The 19984-nt window shown below is 51.5% G+C and carries 20 protein-coding genes; all 20 read left to right on the forward strand.

Annotated elements, in window-relative coordinates:
• Positions 1-6 precede the first annotated feature (6 nt).
• The 20 genes from pilM (at position 7) to VGK02_02265 (ending at position 19849) form a co-directional block, all read left to right on the forward strand.
• Positions 7-1143, forward strand: coding sequence for a type IV pilus assembly protein PilM (gene pilM / locus VGK02_02170; protein ID HEY3373852.1), 1137 nt, complete (start codon positions 7-9; stop codon positions 1141-1143).
• Complete coding sequence (locus VGK02_02175; GenBank protein HEY3373853.1) at positions 1143-1766, forward strand: hypothetical protein; 624 nt, start codon at positions 1143-1145, stop codon at positions 1764-1766. The genes pilM and VGK02_02175 overlap by 1 nt, the downstream gene beginning before the upstream one ends.
• Before the next feature lie 5 nt (positions 1767-1771).
• Positions 1772-2437, forward strand: coding sequence for a type 4a pilus biogenesis protein PilO (gene pilO / locus VGK02_02180; GenBank protein HEY3373854.1), 666 nt, complete (start codon positions 1772-1774; stop codon positions 2435-2437).
• Between the two features lie 13 nt (positions 2438-2450).
• Positions 2451-3047, forward strand: a complete 597-nt coding sequence (locus VGK02_02185) for a hypothetical protein (protein HEY3373855.1) — start codon at positions 2451-2453, stop codon at positions 3045-3047.
• 178 nt (positions 3048-3225) lie between these two features.
• Positions 3226-4389 carry a chorismate synthase gene (gene aroC, locus VGK02_02190; protein HEY3373856.1) on the forward strand — a complete coding sequence of 388 codons (1164 nt, stop codon included), beginning with the start codon at positions 3226-3228 and terminating at the stop codon, positions 4387-4389.
• Entirely contained in the window at positions 4377-4901 is a 525-nt protein-coding gene (locus VGK02_02195) for a shikimate kinase (protein ID HEY3373857.1), read from the forward strand. The genes aroC and VGK02_02195 overlap by 13 nt, the downstream gene beginning before the upstream one ends.
• Positions 4898-5989 carry a 3-dehydroquinate synthase gene (gene aroB / locus VGK02_02200; GenBank protein HEY3373858.1) on the forward strand — a complete coding sequence of 364 codons (1092 nt, stop codon included), beginning with the start codon at positions 4898-4900 and terminating at the stop codon, positions 5987-5989. The genes VGK02_02195 and aroB overlap by 4 nt, the downstream gene beginning before the upstream one ends.
• A 10-nt stretch (positions 5990-5999) precedes the next feature.
• Positions 6000-6443 carry a type II 3-dehydroquinate dehydratase gene (gene aroQ / locus VGK02_02205; protein ID HEY3373859.1) on the forward strand — a complete coding sequence of 148 codons (444 nt, stop codon included), beginning with the start codon at positions 6000-6002 and terminating at the stop codon, positions 6441-6443.
• A gap of 159 nt (positions 6444-6602) precedes the next feature.
• Positions 6603-7703, forward strand: coding sequence for a Xaa-Pro peptidase family protein (locus tag VGK02_02210; protein HEY3373860.1), 1101 nt, complete (start codon positions 6603-6605; stop codon positions 7701-7703).
• A 157-nt stretch (positions 7704-7860) separates the two neighbouring features.
• Positions 7861-8421, forward strand: a complete 561-nt coding sequence (gene efp, locus VGK02_02215; protein HEY3373861.1) for an elongation factor P — start codon at positions 7861-7863, stop codon at positions 8419-8421.
• A 115-nt stretch (positions 8422-8536) separates the two neighbouring features.
• Complete coding sequence (accB, locus tag VGK02_02220) at positions 8537-10375, forward strand: acetyl-CoA carboxylase biotin carboxyl carrier protein (GenBank protein ID HEY3373862.1); 1839 nt, start codon at positions 8537-8539, stop codon at positions 10373-10375.
• Positions 10376-10407: 32 nt separating this feature from the next.
• Positions 10408-11754 carry an acetyl-CoA carboxylase biotin carboxylase subunit gene (gene accC / locus VGK02_02225; protein ID HEY3373863.1) on the forward strand — a complete coding sequence of 449 codons (1347 nt, stop codon included), beginning with the start codon at positions 10408-10410 and terminating at the stop codon, positions 11752-11754.
• A gap of 3 nt (positions 11755-11757) precedes the next feature.
• A complete protein-coding gene (gene nusB / locus VGK02_02230) occupies positions 11758-12183 on the forward strand; it encodes a transcription antitermination factor NusB (protein HEY3373864.1) in 426 nt (141 codons plus the stop codon).
• A 63-nt stretch (positions 12184-12246) separates the two neighbouring features.
• Positions 12247-12456, forward strand: coding sequence for an exodeoxyribonuclease VII small subunit (xseB, locus tag VGK02_02235; GenBank protein ID HEY3373865.1), 210 nt, complete (start codon positions 12247-12249; stop codon positions 12454-12456).
• On the forward strand, positions 12446-13324 hold the full coding sequence (locus VGK02_02240) for a farnesyl diphosphate synthase (GenBank protein ID HEY3373866.1): 879 nt from the start codon (positions 12446-12448) through the stop codon (positions 13322-13324). The genes xseB and VGK02_02240 overlap by 11 nt, the downstream gene beginning before the upstream one ends.
• Positions 13325-13475: 151 nt before the next feature.
• On the forward strand, positions 13476-15425 hold the full coding sequence (gene dxs / locus VGK02_02245) for a 1-deoxy-D-xylulose-5-phosphate synthase (GenBank protein HEY3373867.1): 1950 nt from the start codon (positions 13476-13478) through the stop codon (positions 15423-15425).
• Between the two features lies 1 nt (position 15426).
• A complete protein-coding gene (locus VGK02_02250) occupies positions 15427-16242 on the forward strand; it encodes a TlyA family RNA methyltransferase (protein HEY3373868.1) in 816 nt (271 codons plus the stop codon).
• Positions 16243-16365: 123 nt separating this feature from the next.
• Positions 16366-17244, forward strand: coding sequence for an NAD(+)/NADH kinase (locus VGK02_02255; GenBank protein HEY3373869.1), 879 nt, complete (start codon positions 16366-16368; stop codon positions 17242-17244).
• Positions 17245-17253: 9 nt separating this feature from the next.
• Positions 17254-18999, forward strand: coding sequence for a DNA repair protein RecN (recN, locus tag VGK02_02260; GenBank protein HEY3373870.1), 1746 nt, complete (start codon positions 17254-17256; stop codon positions 18997-18999).
• On the forward strand, positions 18983-19849 hold the full coding sequence (locus tag VGK02_02265) for a M23 family metallopeptidase (protein ID HEY3373871.1): 867 nt from the start codon (positions 18983-18985) through the stop codon (positions 19847-19849). The genes recN and VGK02_02265 overlap by 17 nt, the downstream gene beginning before the upstream one ends.
• The last annotated feature ends 135 nt before the right edge of the window (positions 19850-19984 follow it).

Consider the following 19984-nt stretch of genomic DNA (forward strand, 5'->3'; position numbering starts at 1 on the left):
TTAGTTGTGGGCGCATTGACTTTGGGCAGAGGGGCTGCCCCAGTCGGTCTCGATATTAGCAGTAGCACGTTTCGACTTGCTCAGCTAAAGCCGACCGACGACAAACCACTCCTTGTAAATTATGCGCGGATGAAAACCGCTGACGGCCTTATTGATGAGGGAGAAATCGTCGATATTGAAGGCGTCTCTAAAGCGCTTGCCGCTTTCTGGCGAGAGTACAAAATTCCTGAAAAGCGAGTCGTCATCGGCGTTGCCAACCAAAAGGTCGTTGTTAGGGTTATTGAGATGCCGTACATGAGCGAGTCGGAGCTGAGAAGCGCTCTTCAGTATCAAATCAGCGACTACATCCCGATCCCGGTCGAAGAGGCGATTATCGATTTTCAAATTCTGACTGATAACGAAGCAAACAAGCAAAGCGGGAAGATGGATGTTCTCGTTGCTGCAGCGCGTAAGGACATGATTGAAAACGCTATTGCAGCAGTAAAGGGCGCCGGGCTTAAACCGGTGATTGTGGATATCTCATCGCTGGCATTCGCGCGTGCGGTTCTGGAAGCAGAACCGGAACGGGTTTTGCGGGAACCGGACGAGGATAAAGGCGCAACCGCTCTCGTAAACATAAGTTCGACATTAACCGACATCATCATCGTTGAGGATGGCGTGCCTCGTTTTACACGTATCAGCGGTACCGGCGGTCGGGTCTTTACCGACGCGATAGTCGAGCAGCTTGGTGTATCTGTTGACGAGGCGGAAGAGCTGAAGATGGCTGTAGGATTACCACAGGTTGGCGACAAAATGTTACAGCCGGTAAGCGATGATCCGAAGATAAGACAATACTATAGCAAGGTCCAAGGGATACTCGAGTTGGAGATGGAGCGATTTGTCGCAGAGATTCGCCGTTCGCTTGATTACTATATTGCACAATCAACGAACGTAAGACGAATAGAGAAAGTAATTGTCTCTGGTGGCGGAGTAAGGCTCAACAACTTTATTGAGCAGCTAAAGGCCAGTCTGATGATGGAAGTCGAACTCGCACAGCCGCTAAAAAGCGTCCAGATTAAGCGACGCACGCGGATAGCAAACGTGAAGGAAGACGAGTTATCGATGGCCATCTGTATTGGTTTGGGAATGCGGGGGATGCAGTAATGATGAATATTGCGATTAACCTGCTACCAAGGGAAATAAAGGCCAAGCAAAAGGAAGAAAAATATCTCGCTCTGGCAGCACTTGCAATTATTGCAGTCGCGTGTGTGCTGGGGGCGGTCTACTCATTTTATTCCTGGCAAATCGATACCGTTCAAGACCAGGTTGCAATGCTTAACGACCAGGCGTCGCGGATGAACACAGCCGCGCAAAGCCTGCGGGCATACGAAGGACGGCTGCAGTTCATCAGGCAGAAACAGCAGATCGCTCAGGCTGCGCTGGCCGACAAAATCGAGTGGTCTAAGTTTTTGGAAGAACTCATGGTTGTAACACCGAACGATATAACCCTGACATCGCTAAACGGTAATGCCGCAAGCGTGACGTTTACCGGTGAGATTCCCGATACGCTTGATTCGCCCGATGACGGTCATAAACCCGTTGCGAGGTGGCTGACCAGTTTGGCTGACATCACGCCGCAACCGGAGGTATGGCTGACGTCGTCCAGCAAGCAGAAGGATAAGAACAGGATTACATTTACAAATACGATGACATTTAAAAAGGATGCAGCGCAGACAACAGCACAAACATCGGCGCGCCCTAACCCGCCCACCGGATCAGGACAGTGATAAGCATGGATAAATTTACGACGAAGCAGCAAATGATGGTTTTGGCCGCAGCATTCGCGCTCATGCTCGTAGGGTTCTACCTGCTGGCATGGAGCCCGCAAAACGTGCAGCTCGCCGATCTAGAGCAACAAAGAGTGGCGGCGGAGAAGAATATCGATCTGGCGAAAAGCCAGTTGGTTATGCTGAGCGGCATCAAGAATGAGGCGATAAGCGCGGAAGCTGAGCTGGTAAAGATATCGACGGCGATGCCGCCGACGCCCGAACTACCGGCGTTCGTGCTTGATTTACAGGGAATCGCGAACGACTCAGGCGTCGAGCTCGTTTCGCTTAACCCAACTCCGCCGGTTTCAGTCGGGGAGTATAGTACAATGCAGGTCGCCTTAGCTTTAAACGGCAGCTATACATCGACCATAGACTTCTTACACCGCATCGAGCAAGCAACGCGGGCGATGAAGGTAAATACGATCCAGTTGCAAACCGATGCGACCAAGTATCCGAATCTAGATGTAATGTTGCAAGTCCAGGCGTTTACAATGTCAGTGGCGGACAGCTCAACGGCTACTCCGCCGGCGCAAAGCGCATCAGCAATGGTCACAACCACTCCGGGGCAAGCGGGAACAGGTTCTGATGTCCAGGCCAGTACGCCGCCGGCAACGGGTGTTACCAACTAACCAGGTGATAATGATGGATTTTAAGATGGATGCATCGAAAGAACAATTTAAAGAGTTGCTGGCAAGTCCGAAAGGTAAAGGGCTTGCGGCCGGACTAATCCTGGTGGTCGTGCTGTTGGTGATTGTTGTGGTATCGACGTTCGCGTTTCCGAAACCTCAGCAAACGACGGCCTTGCCGGTTGCACAAGCGCCCGCACCCCAGGTATCGCAGCAGAGCACACAGACGGCAGTGACAACCACCGATACGGCCGCAGCTGAAACCAGCACCGCCCAAAAAGATATTGATGTAGGCGAATACCGCGACCCGTTTACGCCCATTCCGGAGAACACCGGTACGGCAATCGGTAGTGGAGCCGCTACATCAACAGGCAGCAATGTATACGGTGATGTGCCGCAAACGGTTCACGTGCTCTCGCTCGAGAGTATCACGGAACATGGCGGTACGCGTTATGCGAACGTCGTGTATCTGGGGACGCAATATGAGGTTAAGGCCGGTGACCAAATTGGCACATCCCCATATAAGGTTACCGACGTTGCCGATACGAGTGTTACATTGCTCTTTGGCGACGACAGGCTGAGTCTGCAGCTGGGAGAAGAGATCCTTAAGTAGACTTTTGCCAAAGCAAAAGGTTGTAAAGTGCTAATCTAGTAGTAAAAGCGGGCGCCTTTTATAAGGCGCCTTTGTCCTTATCGGGACTATTTAGCCGGCGTTCGCAGCTCGGGCTATTCGCGAAAAACAAGCCTGTATGGTACTTTATAAATATTATGAAGTGCGGAGTGGTGAGTTAATGTTACGGTATATAACCGCAGGAGAATCACATGGTCGCGCGCTTATAGCGGTAGTTGCGGGTATGCCTGCAGGGCTTACGGTACATGTTGAAGATGTTAATCGTGAGCTAGCACGTAGGCAGCTCGGCTACGGCAGAGGCGGGCGCATGAAAATAGAAAAGGACACCGCAGAGATACTAAGCGGCGTGCGTTTCGGCAAAACGATCGGATCGCCGGTGGCGGTTATGATCGAAAATCGTGATTGGCAGAATTGGACCGGGAGAATGTCGGTAGAAGAGGCCGAGGGTGAAGTGGAAAAAGTAACCCAGCCGCGCCCGGGTCATGCCGATTTGAGCGGTGTATTGAAAACCGATCAGGATGACGTTCGAAATATCCTCGAGCGCACAAGCGCGCGGGAGACCGCGGCGCGTGTTACCGCCGGTGCGCTGGCGAAGGTTCTTCTTAAAGAATTTGGGATACAGGTAGTAAGCCAGGTAACGGCAATCGGCGGCGTTGTTGCGGATACCGAATTCGTAGCGAAGCCGGGAGATACTGAGGCGATCGACGCATCGCCGGTTCGCACGCTCGACCATAACGCCGAGGCCAGCATGATGGCGATCATCGATGAGGCCGTTGAGAGAAAAGATACGCTCGGGGGCACGTTTGAAGTGCTCGTTTACGGATGTCCACCCGGACTTGGCGGGTATGCGACGTGGGAAGACCGCCTTGATGGGAAGATCGCCAGGGCGGTCATGTCTATCCAGGCAATGAAAGGCGTCGAAATCGGCGAGGGGTTCGGGTTGGCGTTTAAGCCGGGTTCGGAAGCCCACGATGAGATATTTTACAATGAGAGCCGGGGTTACTATCGCGAAACGAATCGTGCGGGCGGCCTTGAGGGCGGGATGACAAACGGTGAGCCCGTGGTTATTCGGGCGGCCATGAAGCCGATTCCGACCCTGATGCAGCCGCTTCGATCGATCGATATCGCTACTAAACAGCCGGTTGAAGCGGTAAAGGAACGCTCCGACGTATGCGCTGTTCCGGCGGCGGCCATTGTCGCCGAGGCGGTTGTCGCGGTTGAGTTTGCTGCGGCACTCCTAGAAAAATTCGGCAACGATGCCTTTGATGATATAAAGGCTGCTTTCAAGCACTATATTGAGAGGTTACAAGGTTGGCACGGCTAGCATTAATCGGATTTATGGGCTCGGGAAAGAGCACCACCGGGCCGGTCCTCGCAAATCGGCTCGGATACGCATACGTTGATACGGATGTCTTAATTGAAAGAATATCGGGCGCCACTGTGTCGCAGATATTTATGGAGAGCGGTGAAGAGGCGTTTCGACGTATTGAAACGCACGCGCTCGAGAACGCGCTGTTCGAGGACGACATCGTTTTGTCGTGCGGCGGCGGTGTGGTTCTGAAAGATGAGAACAGGGCGTTGCTCAAAGACCATGCCGTTGTGATATACCTGAAAATCACGGCGGATGAAGTATTTGCGCGCGTGGGCAGAACAGGGCATCAGCGTCCGCTTCTGGATGCAGAAGACCCGCTTGCTGAAATCGAGCGACTGCTTGAGGCGCGCGAGCCATTATATATGGAATTAGCCGACATCGTTATCGACACGGCCGGAAAAAGTGAAGCAGCTATAGTTGAGGAAATTATCGAGGAATTGCACGGTAAAGAGATAGAGCTATGATACGACATGTTGTGGAGGTCTCCCTCGGGGATCGCAGCTATCCCATATATATAGGTGAGCGCTCGTTACACGGTTTCGTTGAGCGATTCGAGGAGCGCTTCTCCGGCGTTAAAGCCGCCGTAATCACCAATGCAACCGTGTGGGATTTTTATGGTGAGCAGTTAAGCGAGTCGCTCACGGTTGAGGATATTACGCACGAGATCATGCTGGTGCGTGATGGCGAAGAGGCCAAATCGCTCGAAATCGCCAACCGTATTTACGGCGAGCTTATTGAAGAGGGATTCGAGCGCAACGATGTAATAATCGCGCTTGGCGGCGGGGTTATCGGTGATCTTGCGGGTTTCATTGCGGCGACATACCAGCGCGGGGTGCCGTTCATACAGGTACCGACTACGCTCCTCGCCCAGGTAGACAGTAGCGTGGGCGGTAAAGTTGCCGTTAACCATTCCATGGGTAAGAATATGATCGGGGCGTTTTACCAGCCCTCGTTTGTATATATCGATGTATCGACGCTGGCCTCACTTACACAACGCGATTTTGCGAGCGGCATGGCAGAGGTTATTAAGTATGCCTGCATCACGGGCGACCCCTTGCTTACAATGCTAAGCGAGCGCGGAAATGAGATTACCGCGCGGAATAACGATGTTCTTGCGGATATTGTGAGCACTTGCTGTTCGATTAAAGCCCGGATAGTCGAAACCGATGAGCGCGATCGGGGCGTGCGGGCCTATCTGAACTACGGGCACACGCTCGCGCATGCGATCGAAGCAACGACCGGGTACGGTTTTTCACACGGCGAGGCGGTTGCCGTCGGCATGGTGTTTGCGGCGCGTCTTGGTCAGCGCTTAGACATGCTGGGCGAAGATGATGTATCAATACAAGAGAGCCTGGTAGAATCATATAATTTGCCAACTGCGGTTACCGGTGTAACCGCGGAAGACCTTCACTCGGTGATGAAGCGGGACAAGAAGCGGGAGAAGGGCGGGCTGGTGTTTGTGTTACTCGACGGGATTGGAAACCCCGTATTGAGGAAGATAGATGATGATGTAGTGCTCGTGGCGCTGCGCGAGTTCTTGGAAAAGAGATAAAGGGGTGGCGATGGCGAAGATACTTGTAATACACGGCCCGAATTTAAATCTGCTTGGCAGGCGTGAGGTCGAGGTGTACGGCACCGTCACGCTTGATGAGATTAATGCAATGATCAAGGCGGAAGCCGACCAGCACGGGTTGGATGTCGAGTTCTACCAGTCGAACCATGAGGGAAATATTGTCGATACAATACAGGCAGCGGTAGTAGGTAAATTTGATTGCATCATCATCAATCCCGCAGCATTTACACATTATAGTATTGCCGTACGCGACGCTCTCGCAACGCTTAGAGTTCCCATAATTGAGGTTCACATCTCTAATATCTATACGCGCGAAGAGTTCCGGCATAAATCGGTGATCGCATCGGTAACGACCGGTCAGATCGCCGGATTTGGTTCGCACAGCTACGTGCTCGCTATGCGGGCGGCCGCCGAGTTAATCAAGAGTAAGTAGAGACCCGGTGGCAATCCGGCACAGAGCATAATAGCGTTGAAGCTTGGGAAGCGTTGGAGAAGCAAAGGTCAACACTACGCATTGACGGGGCAAATATTAACACTAAGCGTTTTCGTATATGCGGAGTTAGTAAGTTGAAATCAGTAGGAGAACTAAAACGTGCAGCCCGATTATGATAATCGATTGAGACAATTGCGTGCCAGGATGGGTGCGGGGAACATCGATGCGGCTCTGATAACCGAGCCGCACAATATTTTCTACCTGTGCGGTTCGAACGGCGGGTATACGGGGGCACGTATATGCCTCATAGTTGACGCCGGTACGAGCGTGCTTGTAATCGATAAAAGGTATCTAGCCGAAGCCGAAGAAAATGCCGTTGCAGATAAAATGGTTGCCTGGACAGAAGCAGGATACAAACACCTGGCCGAGGTCGTCCAAGAGCTAGACGCCACCGCAATATCGTTTGAGTCCGGGCATGTAACCGTTCGCCAGCACGAGCGCCTGAAAAAGGATTTCGATAAGATCGAGGGCATCGAGCTTATCGGTATATCGGGCCTTGTCGAGCCGATTCGTGAGGTAAAGGACGAATACGAGCTGCAAAAGATAGCGGAGGCAGCCCGGATCGGTGATCGAGCGTTCGATCATATTCTCGAATACATAAAACCGGGCGTTACCGAAATGGCGGTTGCCATTGAGCTCGATTTCTTTATGCGGCGCATAGGTGCTGAGCGGTCGAGTTTTGAAACCATCGTTGCATCGGGGGTTCATTCGGCAGTGCCGCATGCAACGCCGACGCATAAGAAAATAGAGCCGGGCGACTTCGTTAAGCTTGATTTCGGAGCGGTCGTGGACGGCTACCATTCAGATATGTCGCGAACGGTGGTTGTCGGTAAGGCGAGCGAGCGACAAAAAGAAGTCTATGCAAAAGTGCTTGAGGCGCAAGTCGTGGCGCTTAATATGGTATCCCCGGGTATGGCATGCAAAGATATCGACGCCGTCGCTCGAAATATTATAAGCCAAGCAGGGTTTGGAGAGAACTTCGTTCACGGTCTCGGCCACGGCGTCGGTCTGGAAGTTCATGAGATACCGACACTGGCGCCAAACAGCGAAATGGTCTTAAAAAACAACATGGTGACCACGATTGAGCCCGGGATTTACATCAACGGGTTCGGCGGCGTTCGCGTTGAAGACCTCGTTATTGTGTCCGAAATCGGATGCAAAATATTATCCCACTCGACGAAAGACCTCTTGGAACTGTAGAATATGTATATAAGCGTGTCTTATGACGCCGTTTTGCAGCAATGCAAGAGTAAAGCGGCGTTTCAGTATGCACGAGAATATAGGCGACGCAGCCTAACTTAACGGGCGCTTTAGCCCGGTTTTATAATATTTAGTTTTAAGCGGAGGTTAAAAGTACATGAGTATTACGACAGCACAATTCAAGAACGGCATTACGCTGGATATGGAAGGAACACTCTTTCAGATTATCGATTTTCAGCACGTGAAACCCGGTAAGGGTGGGGCTTTCGTGCGTACGAAATTGAAGAACTTCAAAACAGGCGCCGTTATCGACAGGACGTTTCGAGCAGGTGAGAAATTCGAGCAAGCTATCGTTAACAAGCGTCCGATGCAGTATCTCTACAGTGACGGTAGCGATTATGTGTTTATGGATACGGAGAGCTACGAGCAGATTAATATCCCGGCGGAGAATCTCGAGTACGAGCAGAAGTTTCTCAAAGAAAACATGAACGTCCTGATCGCAGTTCATGAGGGGCAGGCGCTCGGTGTTGAGCTACCGACGGCGGTCGAGCTCGAGGTCATAGAAACCGACCCCGGACTTAAAGGCGATACGGCAAGCGGCGGTACAAAACCGGCGAAGCTGGAGACAGGCTTAATTGTGCAGGTGCCGCTTTTTCTCAACACCGGCGATAAGGTTAAGGTGGATACCAGAAGCGGCGAATACCTAACCAGGGTATAGCAAAGCATTAAAAACCTTCACTGAGGGTCGCAAATACAGTATAATAAATAAGATTACCCCGTTTTGAAAACGGGGTAATCTAGAATTTAGAGCAAGTGCAGGAGCAGAGGCAAATATGAAAGCTAGACCAGTAAAAGTTACCGATACAACGTTACGAGATGCGCACCAGTCGCTGTGGGCGACGCGAATGCGCACGGATGATATGCTTAAAATCCTTGAAAAGCACGATAAAATCGGCTATTGGTCGCTCGAGACCTGGGGCGGTGCTACATTTGACGCCACGCTGCGTTTTCTCGATGAGAACCCGTGGGATCGGTTGCGCGTTATAAAGAAGCACGCACCGCGTACGCCGTTGCAGATGCTGCTTCGCGGGCAAAACCTTGTCGGCTACCGCCAGTACCCTGATGATATCGTGCGCAGGTTCGTCCACACCTCGGTAAAGAACGGCATGCATGTCTTCAGGATATTCGATGCGCTCAACGATACGAGGAACGTCAAAGTAGCAATCGAGGCGGTAAAAGAGGCGGGCGGCCACGCTCAGGGCGCGGTCTGCTATACGATCAGCCCGGTACACACGCTTGAGCACTATGTGGAAACCGCTCTTGAAATGGTCGAAATGGGCGTTGATTCAATTTGCATCAAGGACATGGCGGCCTTGCTCACCCCGTATCGCACGTTTAAACTGGTCGAGCGATTCCGTAAGGAGATCGACCTGCCGATAGATCTACACTGCCACTACATCGGCGGTATGGCCCCGATGAATTATCTCAAGGCGATTGAGGCGGGTGTTGATATCATCGATACGGCGACCGTTCCACTGGCATTCGGTAATTCGCAACCTGCGGTCGAGATGATCGTGGCGGCGCTTAAAGAGACGCCGTACGATACCGGATTTGAACTGGAAGATCTCTATGAGATCGCCGAGTATTGGGAGAAAGTCCGCGCCGAGCGGGGCTTCCAGCGAGGCGTTACCAGCCTGACCCATATGAGGGTCTTTTCGCATCAGGTACCGGGAGGAATGATATCCAACCTTCACAGCCAGCTCGAGCAGCAGAAGGCGCTCGACCGTCTTAATGAAGTGCTGGAGGAGATCCCGCGTGTGCGCGCCGAGGTTGGTTATCCGCCGCTGGTCACACCGATGAGCCAGATTGTCGGCACCCAGGCCGTGCTCAACGTTCTAACAGGCAAGCGCTGGGCGATTATTCCCGATGAAATGAAGCAGTACGTGAAAGGTCTCTACGGGCGTGCTCCCGGCGCGATTGATAAGGAAATTCAGACGAAAATACTCGGCGGTGACAAGCCGCTTACATGCAGGCCTGCCGATCTAATTACTGAAACGTTCGAAGATTACGCAAAACAAATCGGCGATCTCGCAAGAAACGAAGAAGACGTGTTGACATATGCGCTGTTCCCGAACGAAGCTCGCAAGTACTTGGAGGCCCACATTGAAGGCGCAGAGAAAGCCGTATTTATGATGAGTGAAGAAATTCGGGCCGTCAAGGAGGACGGATATATGGATGTGAACCAAGTTAGAGAGCTGATAAAGCTCGTTGAAGAAAGCGGTGTTTCAGAAGTAACCGTTGAGGAAGAGGGCGTTAAGATATCCGTTCGCAAAGGCGGCGTTCTTGCAGCGGAGTCAACGGCAATGGTTACCGGTAATGGTGGAGCTACGCAGGCTGAAGCCGCGCCAAAAGATAATTATCCTTCCCACTGGAAGAAAGTCACCGCACCGATGGTCGGAACGTTCTATCGCTCGACGTCACCGGATGCAGATCCGTTTGTTCAGGTCGGCGATGAGGTGAGCGAAGGTCAGACGCTCTGCATCGTCGAGGCTATGAAGCTCATGAATGAAATTGCTGCCGAAGAAGGCGGCGTTATTCGTGAGATCTGCGTCGAAAACGGTCATCCGGTAGAATACGGACAGCTCTTGTTTGTATACGAACCGGCAGCATAAGCAGTTATCCAAGCTTTTATAGGAGAAACGCATTGTTTAAGAAGGTCTTGATAGCCAACAGAGGCGAAATTGCGGTTCGCGTAATCAGGGCATGCAAAGAGCTCGACATAGCGACCGTTGCGATATATTCGGAGGCTGATGCGGAAGCGCTGCATACGAAACTTGCCGATGAAGCGGTATGCGTCGGTCCTGCGCAAAGCAACCGCAGCTATCTAAATATCCCAAATATTATCAGCGCGGCGGAAGTAACCGGCGCTGAAGCCATTCATCCCGGCTACGGCTTTTTAGCGGAAAACCCGCAGTTTGCCGATATCTGCAAATCGTGCCACATCACGTTCATCGGCCCTCCGGCCGAGGCGATTGAATCGATGGGCCATAAATCGGAGGCGCGTCGCAGAATGACGGCGGCAAATGTGCCGGTTACGCCGGGCACAAGCGGCTCGGTAACCGATCATAAAGAAGCGCTTGCGGCGGCCGAGGAAATCGGTTATCCGGTCATCATTAAGGCGTCTGCCGGCGGCGGAGGGCGCGGTATGCGTATCGCGCAAAACAAGAAAGAACTCATAAAGTTCTTGCAGATGGCACAATCGGAAGCCAAAGCGGCTTTCGGAAACGACGATGTATACATGGAAAAATACGTACAGGAACCGCGTCACGTCGAGTTTCAGATTTTGGCCGACGCGCACGGCAACGTAATCCATCTGGGCGACCGCGATTGCTCGATCCAGCGCCGTCATCAGAAGCTCATAGAGGAATCGCCGTCTCCGTCAATAAGCGAAGAAACGCGTAAAGAAATGGGCGAGGTTGCGGTTCGTGCCGCGAAATCGGTCGGCTACGTCAATGCGGGAACGATAGAATTTCTGGTCGAGCCGGACGGGCGCTACTACTTTATGGAAATGAACACCAGGGTACAGGTTGAGCACCCGGTGACCGAGATGGTCACCGGCATCGATATTATCAAAGAGCAAATCCGTATCGCTGCCGGAGAAAAGCTTGATATTACACAAGATGATGTAAAGCGGCTCGGGCACGCGATTGAGTTTAGAATCAATGCCGAAGATCCGTCGCGGGATTTTATGCCCGCAGGCGGTAAAGTCGAACTGTTCAATCCCCCAGGCGGGCCCGGTGTCAGGGTCGACAGCCACCTCTATACAGGCTATGATGTGCCTAACTATTATGACTCGTTGCTCGCAAAATTGATTGTATTAGGGAAAGATAGAGATGAAGCTATCAATAGGGGCAGAAGGGCTTTGGAAGAGTTTGTAATTATGGGTCCGGCAACGACGATTCCCTTTCATTTGAAGGTACTTGATAACGCCTTCTTTAAGAAAGGGGAAGTATACACGAACTTCATTTCTAGATGGGTGTTGAACGAATAACCGATGATGTCGGAACGCAGAAAAGCGCGGAAAGACGCGCTTGAAATTCTATATGAAAATGAGATAACCGGCCGCCCAATAGACGAGATTGTGCGAAACAGGCGCCTCGCACGAGGCGAAGAGCCGAGTGAATTTACTATGGAGCTTGTCGAGGGCGTTGAAGTGCACAAAGAACGGATTGATAAGCTCATTAGCGAGCATACGGATAATTGGGCACTTGAGCGCATGCCGCTGGTTGACCGGAATATTATGCGTATCGGCCTATTCGAGCTGCTGTATAAAAAGGATATACCGTTTAGCGTATCCATAAATGAAGCCGTTGAACTCGCAAAAACCTATGGCATGGAAGAATCAAGCAAGTTCGTTAACGGGATTCTCGGTCGCATAGCTACAGAGCTTAAAGAGGCTGGGCATGAGAAAGAAGTGTAGCAAACAGCTCACGACTACTATTAGAACAGAGCCAATAGTTGAAGTATAAGTAGGTGGTAAAGGTTGGAAACAGCATCGTTTGATCAAGCACTCAATCGCCTCGAAGAGATTGCAGAACAAGTGCGAAGAAAAGACGTAAGCCTTGAGGATTCACTCGATCTGCTCGAGGAAAGCGTCCGTCTTGCATCTGTCTGCAACCAGCAAATCGACTATACCGCATGGCTTCCCCAGGAATATGATGAGGCATCAGGGGACGATGTAGGTGCCGAGTAGGTATCCTGAAAAAACCCGGAGAATCGTTGAAGGCGGCCTTGAGCGCTACTTTTCAGGCACCAATTATCCACCGCAATTGTCTGAGCCGATGAGCTACAGCCTTTTTTCAGGAGGAAAACGCTTCCGGGGTATTCTCGTAATTGAGAGCGCTCGTATTTTCGGCTTAGCGGCCGAGGATGTATTGCCGACAGCGTGCGCGCTCGAATATATCCACACCTATTCACTCATCCACGACGATTTACCCGCTCTCGATAATGATGATTTGCGCCGTAGTAAACCAACATGTCATAAAGTGTACGGCGAGAATATGGCGATTCTGGCGGGAGACGCTTTGAACACTGAGGCGTTCAATCTTATCAGTAGTTCGCAACGGGCCGATACCGCAGAAAGAATCGTGCGTGTAATTCGTGAGCTGGCTTCGGCTGCCGGCGCGGCCGGCATGGTCGGCGGTCAGGTCGTCGATATAATCTCCGAAGGAGCGGCGATCGATACCGATACGCTCAGCTATATCCACGAGAAGAAGACCGGTGAGCTTATTACCGCTTCGGTGCGTTGCGGAGGTATTCTTGGAGGGGCAAACGAGGCTGAGCTTGAGAGTCTGACGCGTTATGCTCGTAATCTTGGTTTGGCGTTTCAGATAACCGATGACATTTTGGATGTGGTTGGGGACACAGCCGTTTTGGGTAAGTCGGTAGGGAGCGACGAGCGCAAAGAGAAAGCGACGTTCCCCGAGATTTACGGCCTAGAGGTCGCACGGGAGATGGCAAATGAGACAGTGAACAGCGCAAAGAAGGCGCTTGAAGGTCTATCCGGCGATACGTCCGTCTTGGCGGATCTTGCCGATTTTGTGTGCGAGCGGCAGTTTTAGCCGCGGAAGGTTGAGTCGCATAAGTTTGTTAATAAATTTTTTAGAAACGTGTAGAATGGAAAAAGTGTGCGATAAATCGCAACATTGGTATTTGGGATGAGAAGCAGAGTAACATTGGTTATAACAGCAGGCAACAAAGGAAGTAAGCGCTATGGAGTATAAGTTATTAAATACTGTTAAAAGTCCTAACGATATAAAGCAGTTATCCTATGGCGAGCTGGCCGAGCTGGCCGGTGAACTGCGTAACCGCCTGGTCGAGACCGTAGCGGAAACCGGTGGGCATCTGGCTTCAAGTCTCGGTGTGGTCGAGCTTACGCTAGCGCTCCACCGCTTGCTGGACAGCCCAAAGGACAAGATAATCTGGGATGTCGGCCATCAAGCATATACCCATAAAATCTTAACCGGTAGGAACGAGGCGCTCTCAACGCTCAGGCAATATGGCGGCCTTGCGGGATTTCCAAAGAAGAGCGAAAGCGAGCATGATTTCTTCGATGCCGGTCATGCCAGCAACTCGATTAGCGTTGCCCTCGGCATGGCGGAGGCGAGGAATATACGGGGCGGCGACGAGCATATCGTCGCGGTTATAGGTGACGGCTCGCTAACCGGAGGGATTGCGTACGAAGCGCTTAACCAGGCAGGGCATCTAAACACCCGCCTTATAGTTGTTCTCAATGACAACGAAATGTCGATATCGCCTAACGTCGGTGCTATGTCGACCTATCTCGCGCAGGTCAGGCTCGACCCAGGGCACGCCAAGCTGCGTAAAGAGATCGAACAGAGAATTAAGAAACTGCCCGCTATCGGCGAGCTGGTGTATGACATAGGAATGCACGTAAAAGAAAGCGTAAAAGCGTTGCTTGTGCCGGGTATGTTATTCGAAGAGCTCGGTTTTACTTATATGGGCCCAATCGATGGCCATGATATACGTGAGCTGGAGCAAAACCTTACGATTGCCAAACAGGTCGATGGCCCGGTCTTGCTTCATGTGGTAACCAAGAAAGGTCTCGGGTATGCGCCCGCGGTTGAACGCCCGGAAAAATGGCACGGAATCGCGCCATTTGTACGGCATACCGGTGAAGTGAAAGCATCGAGTGCCCTTCCGACCTATACCGAGATTTTTGGCAGAACCCTTGTCGATCTTGCGAAGGAAAACGACAAGATAATAGCAATTACAGCAGCAATGTCGAGCGGTACCGGGCTCAACGGATTTGCAAGTGAATTCCCCGAGCGCTTTTATGATGTGGGAATCGCCGAGCAGCACGCGGTTACGTTTGCCGCCGGCCTTGCGATTGAGGGCTATCGCCCGGTAGTTGCGATATATTCGACGTTCCTACAGCGCGCGTTTGATCAGATCATACAAGACGTTGTGCTGCAAGATTTACCCGTCGTCTTCGCAATCGACCGCGCCGGTATCGTTGGCGAAGATGGGCCGACGCATCACGGTGCCTTTGATTTGTCATACCTACGTAGCATTCCAGGCCTGGTCGTGATGGCGCCGAAGGATGAAGACGAGCTGCGTCACATGCTTCATACCGCGCTTGCAATGAAAAAGCCGGTCGCTATCCGCTACCCGAGAGACAAGGGGCTTGGCGTTGATATGTCCGGTGAGTACCGGGTCATCCCGGAAGGACAAGCAGAAATACTGGTTAAGGGTTCCGATGTCTGTCTGCTGGCCGTAGGCCGTATGGTACAATCATCGCTCGACGCAGCCCAGCTGCTCGAAGAGCGCGGCATCTCAGCATCGGTTGTAAATATGCGCTATATTAAACCGCTTGACGCCGAGATACTGCGGTGGGCTCTGAAAAACCACTATCTTATTGTAACCGTTGAGGAAAATTCACTCATGGGCGGTTTTGGGTCTGCCGTGCTTGAAGCTGCTGCCGAGCAGGGCGAGAGCACACCCGTCCTAAGACTTGGTCTGCCCGATAGGTTTATATCGCACGGGTCGATTAAACGCCTCCTGGCAGAAGTCGGCCTTGATTCTAACGGCATCGCCTACAGTGTTAACCGTAAGCTCGATGACATCAGGCCACCGAAAACGCGTCCAAGCCTTGTCGAAAAACGTACACCGGGCAAAAAAGCGTCTGTGGTCGAACGATAACATGACACGGAAACGAGCCGATGTATACCTCGTGGAAGTCGGTATAGCGAGCAGCCGTGAGCAGGCACAACGTCTGATAAGCGAGGGTAAAGTATTTGCGGATGGCAAGCCGATCACAAAACCCGCCAGCCTTGTCGACGACCACAGCCACATCAATGTTGTCGAAGCTGCATCGTATGTCTCCCGAGGCGGCTTAAAACTTGAGAAAGCTCTCCATTCGTTTAATATTCCCACCGAAGGAAAGCACGCAATAGACATCGGTGCTTCTACCGGCGGTTTTACCGATTGCTTGTTACGGCACGGCACCAAAGCGGTCACCGCAATCGACGTCGGCTACGGGCAACTTGCCTGGTCGCTCCGGCAAGACCCGCGCGTTACGGTTATGGAGCGCACGAATATACGCCATGTTACCCCTGAAAATGTACCCTATCTTGCAGATATCATTACTATTGACGTATCGTTTATCTCCCATGAAAAGATCTTCGATAATGTTTTGCAGCTGCTGCGACCGGAAGGCGAAATTATCGCCTTGATAAAGCCGCAATTCGAGGCGGGGCGTGAGCGTGTGGGTAAAAAGGGTGTTGTACGAGACCCGGATATCCACAAAGATGTGCTTGCCGAGCTATGGGATTACTACACGAAACACAGCTTGGTGGTTAAAGGATTAACGTATTCACCAGTCAAAGGACCGGAGGGAAATATAGAATTTTTGGTTTACCTGAGCGGCACCGGGGAGGGCATCCCGGAATCAGAAAAAGCCGAGACCATTTCCGGGGTTGTAGACGAAGCGCATGCCGCGTTACATGCGGCACCGTAAATACCAAGCACGGCACGATTCGCTTATAATATATCGCCATGGTTTCGCGTGACGGTCGGGGTATATTAAAAGTGATGAGTTGCCGTATAATAGAAACGTTGTAACTTGCCAGATTGGGTCTATATGGAAAATTCGACAAATAAAGCGGTTCGAACAATAGCGGTCGTTCCGAATATCGAGAAGCCTAATGTACCCGTTGTGGCGCTTGAGTTGGCGCAGTGGCTGGGCGAGCGAAGCGTGCGCGTCATTATGAAAGACGAAGACGCGATAAAGCTCGATCGCTCCGATTTGGGAGTCGATGAGAGCGCTTTTCGACAGAGCGACATCGTGGTCTGTCTCGGTGGAGACGGCACGATTCTTCGAGGCGTACGCCTGCTTCGGGGCGCCGCAGTCCCCGTAATCGGCGTCAATCTTGGTCGTGTCGGCTTTTTATCTGAGGTCGAACTTAATGAGATGTACCCGGCGATGGAGCGCATCATTGCAGGTGATTTCATGCTTGATGAACGGATGATGCTTCAATGTGTGCTGAAGGCGGGCGATTACCAGCTAGAATATCTCGCTCTCAATGAGCTCGCAATCGAACGGGGCCGCTTCCAGCACATGATCGAAATTGATACATACATTAACGAAGAATTCTTCAGCAGGTATACCTCGGACGGCCTCATATTTGCAACACCGACAGGCTCGACCGCATTTTCGTTTTCCGCCGGTGGACCGATTGTATCGCCGGGCCAGGAATTGATACTGCTTGCACCGATAAACCCGCACTCGCTTTTCGGCAGGACGCTTGTTTTAGGAAGCACCGATACGATACGCATTGAGCTGGGTAAAAAAGTAGAGGTACAGGTCGGTGTCGATGGGTTTGCTGTTTTTAATTCGATAATCGATGAAATTACCATTGCCAAGGCTCCGCAAAAGGCAATTTTAGCACGGCTTAAAGAGAGAAGCTTCTACACGCTTTTCAAAGACAAACTTCGCGTGTGGGACACATGGCTGCGTTAGGTGAACGGGATGCTGCAAGAGCTGTATATTAGCAATCTGGCGCTTATAGATAAAGCAAAAGCCGTCTTTGGCGACGGCTTAAACGTTTTGACCGGCGAAACCGGAGCCGGCAAGACGGTTGTCGTTGGGGCGGTAAATCTACTGCTCGGCGGACGCGCCGGCACCTCGCTCATTCGCCGGGACTGCACCAAGGCCGAAGTCGAGGGCGTATTCTCGGTACCTAAGAAAATGCGCGAAGACGAGACCGTAGCCGACCTCTTTGATGATGAAGACGAGCACATTATTATCCGCAGAATTATTTCCGCAGATGGCAAGAACAAGTGCTACATTAACGACCGCATGGTCACGCTGGCAAAGGTTCAGGAGATCGGGAAACGCCTGATCGACCTGCACGGGCAGCACGAGCATCAATCGCTTTTCAAAATATCCTCTCACATTGATTTTCTCGATAAATACGGCGGCGCCGAACTTTTGCAGCTCAGAGAAGCATTTATAGATCAAAGCAAGCGGTTCAAGCAGCTCAAAGATGGTCTTGCGCACCTGAAAGGCGCCGAGCGAGAGCTGCTCGGCAAAAAAGACTTGCTACAGTTTCAGATTGGTGAGATCGATAGCGCCGATCTTTCGCCGAACGAGGATGAAGAGCTTACGCACGAACGCGATATACTGCGCAACGCCGAGAAGCTTTACACGGCAGTCGCCGGTGCGGCCGTTACGCTCGATGAGTCCGGCGAAAGCATGTCCGCAACCGAACTGATAGCGCAGGCAGCCGCAGAACTAAAACATGTCTCGGGAATCGATACACCGCTCGATGAAATAACCGGGCGCCTGGATAGTTTATTGATCGAAGTTGAAGACTGCGTGGCGGGTTTACGAGACTACGGCACCACTCTTGATTTTCCACCGGGCCGGTTGCAGGAAGTCGAGGACTGCTTGGCGCTTCTATCGCTGTTAAAACGCAAATACGGCGCGACGATTGAAGATATTCTGCGTTATAGGGACCAAGCGGCGGCTGAAATGGCGCTCTGCGATACATCGGAAGAGCGCAAAGAAGCACTGCAGGCCGAAATATCCCAAAAAGAAAAAGAACTTGCACGTATCGCATTTTGCCAGAGTAATGCGAGGAAGCAATTCGCTAAAGCGTTCTCGGCTGAAGTTAAGAGAGAACTTGCTGAATTGAATATGCCAAATGCGCAATTTGAGGTATTATGTATCAGGGAACAGGACAGCGAGGGCTTGCTTGTCGATGGCGGGTGGTACCGCCTCTACAGTACCGGAATCGATAAGATAGAATTCATGGTTTCGGCTAACAAAGGCGAGCCTGTTAAACCGCTTATTAAGATCGCATCCGGTGGGGAAATCTCCCGCATAATGCTGGCGCTAAAAATCGTATTAGCCGATGCGGATGAGGTATCAACGCTGATATTCGATGAGGTTGATGTCGGGATCGGCGGAAAAACGGCAATGGCCGTCGGACAGAAGATGGCTGTGCTCGCGCGCAAACATCAAGTCATCGCCGTAACTCACCTGCCTCAAATCGCAAGCTATGCGGACCGGCACTTTAATGTCGTAAAAAGCGAGAAAGGCAGCCGTACGGTTACCGAAATCGGTGAGCTTCTCGATCGCGACCGCATCGATGAAATGGCGCGGCTCTTAAGCGGAAACGCTGAGTCGGATGTTTCCCTTAAACATGCGGAAGAATTACTGAGTAAAGCAAGTAAGAGCAAACGTGGGACGGTGCATGGAACAGTTAACTAACGAGCATGAATCGACACATGGTAAAGATTTCGAATTAAAAGGTCTAAGCCCCGGCATATCCTCGGCGGAAGCAACTGCAGCTCAACGGATCAGAGAAAAACGCGAGCAACAGCGAACACTACGGCTTTTAAGAATGAAACACGCAGCCCTTGTCATACTCTTCCTGTTCTCGATCGGTCTTACCTGTTATGCGGTTAGTGAATTTAGTATACCGTGGATATCACATCATAGTAAAAACGCGAGTGCGTCCGAACTGGCGGCGCATGAGAATCAAAGGATATACGAGCGCTTTGCCAGTGTTGCCGATACCGGCCTTAGCCTATCGCTGCCTGCTAAAATCGGCGATGTTATTGCCGTTGGGTTTCATGAGGCGGAACGCCAAGACGCGGAAGTGATTAATCCCGCAATTAAGTTCTTCGATAACGAAAGCACGACAACCGTGCGCAATGCGGTTATTAATTCCCTGGTACCGGTACTTTTTGTGATGAACACTCGGGCGCGTGGAAGCTCGGCCACATCGGCCATGGACATAGTCTTGAAGCCGAATGCGGAGGTTTTAAGCCCGGTGGATGGCGTCGTAACAAAAGTCTGCACGTATTGTTTATATGGCAAAGTCACGGATTATCGTGTCGAAATTCAACCCGACGGTTTCCCAAACCTACATGTAGCGATAATACACATCAAGAATGTAGCGGTAGCGGCAGGCCAGAAAGTAATTCATAGAAAAACACCGATAGCTTCAATGCGGCCGTTGCCTGAGATACAAAGCCAGGTAATCAAATATTTACCCGAACCAGAAGACCACGTACACATCCAAGTAAATCCGACATCCATCGACATCCAAGACTAATTGTGAATTTATAGTGAATATTGCAGTTTTGGGTTCGCCAAATTGCCGTGGATGAGATAGGATACAACAGTAAACAAAGCGAAACTCTGGCTCAAAGATTTCAGATACGTAGTGTATAGTAGTAGTGAAAGGATC

This window comes from Candidatus Aquicultor sp., assembly GCA_036504445.1.
Classification (GTDB): domain Bacteria; phylum Actinomycetota; class Aquicultoria; order Aquicultorales; family Aquicultoraceae; genus DASXVE01.

What these genes read in the sequence shown, in the direction of transcription:
- VGK02_02255 (HEY3373869.1), top strand. Translation starts at nt 16,366, where the DNA reads ATGGAAAATTCGACAAATAAAGCGGTTCGAACAATAGCGGTCGTTCCG.
- aroQ (HEY3373859.1), top strand. Translation starts at nt 6,000, where the DNA reads ATGGCGAAGATACTTGTAATACACGGCCCGAATTTAAATCTGCTTGGC.
- aroB (HEY3373858.1), top strand. Translation starts at nt 4,898, where the DNA reads ATGATACGACATGTTGTGGAGGTCTCCCTCGGGGATCGCAGCTATCCC.
- efp (HEY3373861.1), top strand. Translation starts at nt 7,861, where the DNA reads ATGAGTATTACGACAGCACAATTCAAGAACGGCATTACGCTGGATATG.
- dxs (HEY3373867.1), top strand. Translation starts at nt 13,476, where the DNA reads ATGGAGTATAAGTTATTAAATACTGTTAAAAGTCCTAACGATATAAAG.
- VGK02_02185 (HEY3373855.1), top strand. Translation starts at nt 2,451, where the DNA reads ATGGATTTTAAGATGGATGCATCGAAAGAACAATTTAAAGAGTTGCTG.
- aroC (HEY3373856.1), top strand. Translation starts at nt 3,226, where the DNA reads ATGTTACGGTATATAACCGCAGGAGAATCACATGGTCGCGCGCTTATA.
- VGK02_02265 (HEY3373871.1), top strand. Translation starts at nt 18,983, where the DNA reads ATGGAACAGTTAACTAACGAGCATGAATCGACACATGGTAAAGATTTC.
- VGK02_02175 (HEY3373853.1), top strand. Translation starts at nt 1,143, where the DNA reads ATGATGAATATTGCGATTAACCTGCTACCAAGGGAAATAAAGGCCAAG.
- pilO (HEY3373854.1), top strand. Translation starts at nt 1,772, where the DNA reads ATGGATAAATTTACGACGAAGCAGCAAATGATGGTTTTGGCCGCAGCA.
- accB (HEY3373862.1), top strand. Translation starts at nt 8,537, where the DNA reads ATGAAAGCTAGACCAGTAAAAGTTACCGATACAACGTTACGAGATGCG.
- nusB (HEY3373864.1), top strand. Translation starts at nt 11,758, where the DNA reads ATGATGTCGGAACGCAGAAAAGCGCGGAAAGACGCGCTTGAAATTCTA.
- recN (HEY3373870.1), top strand. Translation starts at nt 17,254, where the DNA reads ATGCTGCAAGAGCTGTATATTAGCAATCTGGCGCTTATAGATAAAGCA.
- VGK02_02250 (HEY3373868.1), top strand. Translation starts at nt 15,427, where the DNA reads ATGACACGGAAACGAGCCGATGTATACCTCGTGGAAGTCGGTATAGCG.